The sequence below is a fragment of the Trueperella sp. HMSC08H06 genome (assembly GCF_001808465.1).
GTDB lineage: Bacteria > Actinomycetota > Actinomycetes > Actinomycetales > Actinomycetaceae > Trueperella > Trueperella bernardiae.
On record NZ_KV793349.1, the window covers coordinates 1 to 7,049 of the forward strand.

At 49.5% G+C, this 7,049-nt stretch carries 7 protein-coding genes; 6 read left to right on the plus strand and 1 reads right to left on the minus strand.

The genetic code is table 11. The annotated features are described in order from the left end of the window. Nucleotides 1-154 precede the first annotated feature (154 nt). From HMPREF3174_RS08975 to HMPREF3174_RS04070, 4 genes are all read left to right on the plus strand, one after another. On the plus strand, nucleotides 155-562 hold the full coding sequence (locus HMPREF3174_RS08975) for a DUF4418 family protein (RefSeq protein WP_034509278.1): 408 nt from the start codon (nucleotides 155-157) through the stop codon (nucleotides 560-562). Between the two features lie 44 nt (nucleotides 563-606). Continuing rightward, nucleotides 607-1,827, plus strand: coding sequence for an ABC transporter permease (locus HMPREF3174_RS08980; protein ID WP_082661185.1), 1,221 nt, complete (start codon nucleotides 607-609; stop codon nucleotides 1,825-1,827). 11 nt (nucleotides 1,828-1,838) lie between these two features. Continuing rightward, on the plus strand, nucleotides 1,839-2,525 hold the full coding sequence (locus tag HMPREF3174_RS04065) for an ABC transporter ATP-binding protein (protein ID WP_062613696.1): 687 nt from the start codon (nucleotides 1,839-1,841) through the stop codon (nucleotides 2,523-2,525). A 246-nt stretch (nucleotides 2,526-2,771) separates the two neighbouring features. Further along, nucleotides 2,772-3,350 (plus strand): class I SAM-dependent methyltransferase, encoded by a 579-nt coding sequence (locus HMPREF3174_RS04070; protein ID WP_160326874.1) that lies wholly within the window; start codon nucleotides 2,772-2,774, stop codon nucleotides 3,348-3,350. Nucleotides 3,351-3,396: 46 nt separating this feature from the next. On the opposite strand, the gene HMPREF3174_RS09225 is transcribed toward HMPREF3174_RS04070, so the two are convergent. Further along, nucleotides 3,397-4,650: a hypothetical protein gene (locus HMPREF3174_RS09225; RefSeq protein WP_148132164.1), complete on the minus strand. Its 1,254-nt coding sequence runs from the start codon at nucleotides 4,648-4,650 to the stop codon at nucleotides 3,397-3,399. Between the two features lie 286 nt (nucleotides 4,651-4,936). Here HMPREF3174_RS09225 and HMPREF3174_RS04080 point away from each other — a divergent pair. Together HMPREF3174_RS04080 and HMPREF3174_RS08985 are read left to right on the plus strand one after the other, a co-directional pair. Beyond that, nucleotides 4,937-6,162, plus strand: a protein-coding gene (locus HMPREF3174_RS04080) for an IS3 family transposase (protein ID WP_148132165.1) whose coding sequence is annotated in 2 segments (ribosomal slippage) — nucleotides 4,937-5,216 and nucleotides 5,216-6,162 — 1,227 coding nt in all. Because the reading frame shifts where the segments join, the coding sequence is not laid out codon by codon here. A 557-nt stretch (nucleotides 6,163-6,719) separates the two neighbouring features. Next, a partial coding sequence (locus tag HMPREF3174_RS08985) for a glycosyltransferase (RefSeq protein WP_148132166.1) occupies nucleotides 6,720-7,049 on the plus strand: 330 nt, incomplete at its 3' end.

Sequence of the window (7,049 nt, forward strand, 5' to 3'; positions counted from 1 at the left end):
AAGTGTCAACAAACACAGGGTAACCCCACCAAACACCGTAAAGACATTGGCAAGGCTTACCTAACAGGTTATTATAGCCTTGGCTCGCGACGGGTGAAGCCTTAGACTCGCACAATGCGTTTCTAATCGACACTGAAGTAGAAGTAAGAGACACATGAAAAACAAATATATCGCTGGAATCCCAGCAGTTCTTTTTGGAACGATGATAGCGATAGCGCCTATGACAATCGCTCAGCCTTGTCCAATTCATGGTGACCATCCGATGATGGCTTGTCACTGGAGCGCTAAAGCCTCGCTCGGTATTGGCGCTATGATAGCCGTACTGGGTCTTATTAACTTCTTAGTAAAGGCTCCAACACGCATTGGCCTAAATATCTCAGTAGCAGCCACTGCGGTATTGGAAATATTAGTGGTTACGTTGCTCATAGGCGTATGTGATATGCCAACCATGCATTGCAGGCAGGTAATGTTGCCAACTCTCGTAATAGTGAGCGTTTTGGCGTTGCTGTGTGCGCTTGTGGCTATATGGTTTGACTGCCGTAGTGAAAAGATCGCGAAATAAAAGTGCGTAAACACTGTAAATAGGCACTCAAGAAGGGTTGTTCCATGGCAGGAAAAAGTTCGTCGGTAGGTGTCGGGCTACGAAAGCTTCCACAGGAAAATCTTAAATATTACTCGGGACGCACGTTAGGTCTTTCAATCACAGTAATTGTTTTAAGTGTTATTTTTTTCTCCGGTACCTTCATGTCATTAGCTCTTAGCCGAGGGTTTTCTGCTATGGAGGAACGCATGGGGGCTGATCTGATTGTGTTTCCAAACGAACACCAGCAGGCAGCCGAAAGCTTTCTACTTGGTAAATCCAAAGAAAAATTTTATTTTAACGATGACTCTATATTGGAAGAGGTACGTAAGGTAGAGGGAGTTAAAGCTGCAACCCCTGAAACCTACTTGACCTCACTTGATGCTGGCTGTTGCGCGGTGGATGTACAGATCATTGGATTCAACCCAAAAACCGACTTTGTAGTGCAACCGTGGATAGCTACTGAGTATGCTGGTGAGCTTAAAGATGACGAAGTTATAGTAGGCGCTGACGTGTTTGCTGACCCAAATGGGCAGGTGCGTCTTTTTAATGAGTTTTGGCATGTTGCTGCTAAGTTAGCGCGCACAGGAACTTCGTATGACACCGTTGTGTTCGTAAATCAAAACACAGTGGAGAAAATGTTTAAATATTCTTCGCAAGTGGAGTATATTCACAACCCTCCAAACGGTAGAGCAATTTCGTCTATCTTGGTAAAAGTTGATCCGAACTATCCGGCAGAAGCCGTAGGGGATGCTTTGGCCAATAAAATGCAACATGTGGGTGTAGTTTCCTCTGCGGGAATGGCATCGCAAGTAAAGGCTAATACAATAACTATAATCGGTTACATTTGGTTGATAGTTGCAATGTTTTGGTTGGTTGGCCTGATAGTTTTGGTAGCAGTTGTGGCCACATCCGTAGGTGAACGTAAAAAAGAATTGGCATCATTACGAATAATGGGAGCGACTCGTAAGAACCTCATGTTTATGCTAGGGAAAGAGTGCTTTTTCATCGGCTTGGGTGGTGGATTGATTGGTGGCGTATTAGGGGAGGTAATAATGTATCCCTTTGCCAATCTTATACGTGCCAAGTTGGAGCTTCCCTATGTTGATATAAGTTTTGCAACAGCGTCTGTAATAGTTGCTTGCTGTGTAATCGGAGCCCTGCTCATTTCTATACTCGCAGCGATAATAGCTGCTGGTAAAACCTTGAAAAATGAGACTTATTTGACTTTGCGTGCGGCGAGGTAAAGGGAGGGGACATGGCGAATTCTGTCGTTGTGCAAGCCAGTGGATTAACCCGCGAGTTTTACCGGCGTGGAAGCTATTTTAACGCTGTGGAAGAGGCAAATTTACAGGTTAGTAGCGGGCAGATGGTAATGATTCAGGGCAGATCCGGCAATGGGAAGAGCACCTTGCTTAATATGCTTGCTGGATTGCTGCAACCAACTAGAGGGCAGGTGCGCATATGCGGCCAGCTTTTAGGTGACTTGGATGATTCTGAGCTTTCGACTTTGCGTGGCAGCAGAATTGGATATGCTACGCAACAGGAAACTCTTATCGCTAGTCTTAACGTTCGTGAAAATATTTTGTTACCGGCGTTGATCGCTAAAGAACGGGGTATAGAAAAACCTTACGACGTCAATGCGCGGGCTGAATCACTAATGAAAGCTTTGCAGATTGAGGGCCTAAGCGAGGTTTACCCGAGGGAACTATCTGGGGGTGAGACGCGCCGTGTAATAATTGCGCGCACATTGATAAACATCCCTGAGGTGGTCTTAGCAGACGAGCCCACGGGAGATCTAGATGAGGAGTCTACCGGATTGGTAATGAATTTGTTGCGATCAGCTACTGATGACGGTGCCGCGGTGATAGTGGTTACACACGATTCGGACACATCTAGCTTTGCCGATCAGATATACACGATAACCAAAGGCGTGCTGAAATAGAATCCAAATCCGACGCGTCTAGTGTTCCCTGAATTGTACTGCACGTATCCGACACTTTCGATTGGAATAATTGCACCTTGCCTTCGGTGTCGGTGAATATAAGTGGAGTTTTGTTTTCGCATCCCTTGATAACTTGGCTTATTACGGCATTTTCATCAGCATCTATATCTAACGTTATTTCGCGTTGAATTCTATTTAGGGTGCTGGCTAGCGTTATAGGGTGCGGATTTCGATAACCTTATTCGCGTGAGTACTGAAGCGCAGGAATGGAATGCACGTTACGCCTCGGAAGGGCGCCTGTGGAGCGGTAAAGTCAACGCTCTCCTACGCAGAGAAATTGAAGACATGAAGCCAGGTACCGTCCTCGATGTTGGGGCGGGCGAGGGGGCAGACGCGATCTGGCTGGCCCAGCAAGGCTGGCAGGTGAGTGCCGTAGACATTTCACAGATTGCTATAGACCGAGCCGAGACTGCGGCTCACAAGGCCTCAGTGAAAGTGCAGTGGATTGTCGCTGACGCTCGCGAAGTTAGTGGGGAATATGACCTAGTGAGCGCATTCTACCCCGTGATTCAGAAGAATTCTGACCTCTTTAGACATCTTTGTTCGCTCGTTAAACCAGGCGGAACGCTCCTGTTCGTCCATCACATGCCTGACCCGGATAAGCCACGCGGACACGGCCCGGACTTTTCGAAGGTGATGAGTGCGCGTGAAGCCCTCGAAAATCTGTCGCCAAAGTGGACGATTGAGAAATATGAAGTCATTGAACGAGGCGCAAACTCAAAGCATCCCTATGACGAGCTGGTGCGTGCCCGAAAACTCGCGTAACCAAGAAAAGCGGCCAGTTGACGGCAGGCACCTGCAATGGTGCAGATCAAGGGGAATCTGGCGGGTTATTATTCGCATTTCGCCGAGCCCTAATCTTGTCCGCCTTCGCCAGAGTCCTATCCTCGCGGTGCGTGCGCAACCGTTCACCAGTCTTTTGTATCTGCTCCACACCTCTCTGGCGGCTTTGGTTGACTGCTTGTACAGAGTCGCCTACAAAACCCGATACAGACTCTTTCCACCCCCGTATTTGAAGTTCGCTTTTTTCTTCAAAGCTGAGATTAACGTGAAGGGCAAAACGCTGAATTGAGTTTTCTGCCCTGTTAGCTGCTTCGATTATCTTTCTAGCTCGTTGGTAATGCGTGGCCCAAACACTGTTCCCCAAGTTCGCAGTGGCACGAATAGAATCGTTCATTCTCAGTAACCGACAGGTTACAGATTCGATTCTTTCCTGACGTGTTCTTTGGATTGAAGCGTGGTAGCCGTCGAAGTGGTCGGGTTCGAATTCTTGTGCGTGTGCGATCTCCAAGACATAAAACCGGTCATGTAGCCAAATACTCCAGCCAAGATTACCGAGCCAGAATGAAAGGTTCTCATCTAGGCTCTGGAAGGATTTGGCTGTTTTCTTCGAGTCACCTTGGCTTGCCGCCAGTTGTTCCACCAAACTCGATATCTGCTCAAGCGCGGTCGTTTCCATGGTGTGGAGGGAGGCGCCTAGGTGACTGATCGTTAACCATTTGGTTGCTGAAACACTGTTATTTGTTCGGTAGTAATCTTCAACTTCTTTGAGAGCATTCGAGATGCCTTCGAGTTCTCCCAAAGATTCCACTTTGCTCTGTCGCAGAAGCGCGTCGAGCTTTGCGTCGATGGTCTCGAGATAATCTTTGATTTCAGCTATCGCTGCCTCGATAGCTGCTTGTGCGATTACGCTAGCTCCCGCAGTCGCGAATGCCGGGGCCAAGGTGCCAGTACTTCGTATCTCAATTTTTCGAAAAAACTGACCCGGGTTTCCGGCAAGATTGAAATCACCGCGCCGAAACGCTCCTCTCACGGGCCCTTTGGTGACGCGTTGCCTCATAAGCTTCGCCGACTCCGGGCTGAGTTTCACGTAGCGGCTTGAGCGCACTTGAAATTCGCTGAATGTGGAGAAAACATTCTGAGCGCGAAATAGGACTTGGGGAGAAACCTTTGAAACGGAAAACCCATCACAGTTATCGAACTCTTCTAAATCCTCATCCTGACTGAAGATAATGAGGCCTTCGCCATCAGAGAGGAATTCGATTTGTGATCCGGAACCCGTCATAGCCAAGACTCTACCGAAATGTGGTCCTTTTAAGAGAGATGTTTAGATCTAGAAATCTAGAACTTGCATTAATGAACACAACCTAGCCAAGGAACAGTAAATGAACATAGTTGTGTTTGGCATACTCCGTCAGCCGGGTTCGTGATGCCACTTCGAGCCAGTTGGTTTAAATTTGAACAGAACCGCATTCGTTTTGAGAGGAATAGGGTTATAGGACAAATTGTGTTGCTGGGGTTAGTGAAGTGTACTGGGTTTTGTTCCTACCTGTTTTTGAGAGGATTGGAACATGCCGAAGAGGTATTCACAAGAGTTTAAGGACCGTGCGGTGCGCATGCTCGTGGATCGCTTAGCTGGTGATGGCTCGTCTTCTTACTGGCAGGCAGTGCGTGAGATCGCGCCGAAACTGGGGATCGCAAACGAGTCACTGAGCCGCTGGTATGAGCAGTATTTGGTTGCCACGGGTGAGGGGCAGGGGCTTGCGCGTGAAGAGCATGAGGAAATCAAACGACTCAAACGCGAGAATGCGCAGCTGCGTAGGGCGAATGAGATTTTGAAGCTTGCTTCGGCTTTTTTCGCACGAGAACTCGACCACCCCGGGAGTTAATGATCGCTTTCATTGACCACTACCGCGATCACTACTCAGTCGAGTTCGTGTGCCGGGTCCTTTGCGAACACCTTGAAGGAGGGTTTATCACTCCTCGGGGGTACCGGGCCGCTAAGAGCCGGCCTGCGAGCACCAGGAGCATACGAGACCAGATCCTGATTGAAGTACTACGTGAGATTCACCAGAAGAACTTCAGTGTTTATGGTGTGCGTAAGCTCTGGCACGCAGCTAGGCGTGCCGGCTGGGATATTGGCCGTGACCAGGTGGCTCGGCTCATGAAAATCGCTGGAATTAGTGGGATACGTCGCGGACGTAGACCTGTGACAACTCGGCCAGCACCAGTTTTCGATACTCGCCCGGACTTAGTACAGCGGCAGTTCAAGGCTGTGGGTCCGAACCGGTTGTGGGTCGCCGATATCACCTATGTCCGTACCCTGTCCGGGTTCGTCTACACGGCCTTCGTCACCGATGTCTTCAGTCGTAAGATCGTTGTCTGGGCGACCCGGACCTCGATGACAACAGAGACGTTACCGTTGGAGGCGCTCGAGCAGGCAATCATGAACGCCAGACAAGACCTATCCAATCTTGTTCACCATTTTGATCATGGATCTCAGTACACGAGCATCACCTACAGCGAGAAACTCACTGACTACGGAATCAAACCCTCAACCGGCAGCGTTGGCGATTCCTACGACAATGCCCTAGCCGAGACCGTCAACGGGCTTTACAAGGCCGAGCTGATCTACTCCCAAACCTGGAGGTCATGTACCGAAGTCGAATGGGCAACCCTGAACTGGGTCCATTGGTGGAACAACGAGCGCCTACACGAGGCCCTGGACTACACCACCCCTGAGGAGGCCATCACCAGCTACAATCAACACCGGGCAGCCGAGCTGACCCCCATATAAGAAGCGGAACAAAACCCAGGACGCTTCACCGTAACAGGCAAAAACCTGCCCTCTACCAAGACGTACTGTCCGTCCTCGCAGTTGAGGCAAACCAACTCAAAACCCCAGTTTCGCCCACCACGCCAACGAAAACTCAAGACAAAAACAACACCAAATGTCCTATAGCCCGTAACTTTGCTGGCTATCTAGTTAGCTAAACATGCTAGGGGAGCCTTGGCGGGTTCTCGGGCATTAGCCCGGGTTTACGCCAAGGCTCCCCTTTAGTGTGCGTGATTTAGAGCCCAAAGCGCCCTCCGAGGAGAACATTACCCTCGGGCATGGCAATTCTTTTCCGATAGTTTGCCTGAAAGCTTGCTGCCTTTCTCAACCAAATCACCCTCCCGCGACGGAATCTCCCTCCGGGTTCGTCTTTTGGGGCGGGAAAATTATGCTTTTTCCCGGCGTTGGAGGGCACTTTTGTATAGGGAGGGTGCAGGTGATGAAAATAGGAGACGTTGATGGTTCGGATATCTCGCGCCTTAGATATGATGGAAAAAACTAGGTCAGGAGATAGGGTAATGGGCGAAGAACGTCAGGTATTTGCGGTGGTAGTAGCTTATAACCGCGCTAAACTGCTTCGCGAATGTCTGGACGCAATCGCTACGCAGACCAGACCAGTTCAGCGGGTAATCGTGGTTGATAACGCCTCAACCGATGACTCTTCACGTCTTGCCCAGCAGCATCCGGTAGTGGACCGTGTAATCGAGCTTTCAGAAAATACCGGTGGCGCGGGCGGATTTTGCGCCGGGATCGCACACGCTCTGGCTTATAAAGAGCTGGAAAATCACGATTTTATTTGGATTATGGATGACGACACCTGGGCTTGCCCGCTTGTTGTTGACGGTTTC

Coding starts and splice junctions, on each gene's coding strand:
- HMPREF3174_RS08975 (WP_034509278.1), top strand. CDS start 155: ATGAAAAACAAATATATCGCTGGAATCCCAGCAGTTCTTTTTGGAACG.
- HMPREF3174_RS08980 (WP_082661185.1), top strand. CDS start 607: ATGGCAGGAAAAAGTTCGTCGGTAGGTGTCGGGCTACGAAAGCTTCCA.
- HMPREF3174_RS04065 (WP_062613696.1), top strand. CDS start 1,839: ATGGCGAATTCTGTCGTTGTGCAAGCCAGTGGATTAACCCGCGAGTTT.
- HMPREF3174_RS09225 (WP_148132164.1), bottom strand. CDS start 4,650: ATGACGGGTTCCGGATCACAAATCGAATTCCTCTCTGATGGCGAAGGC.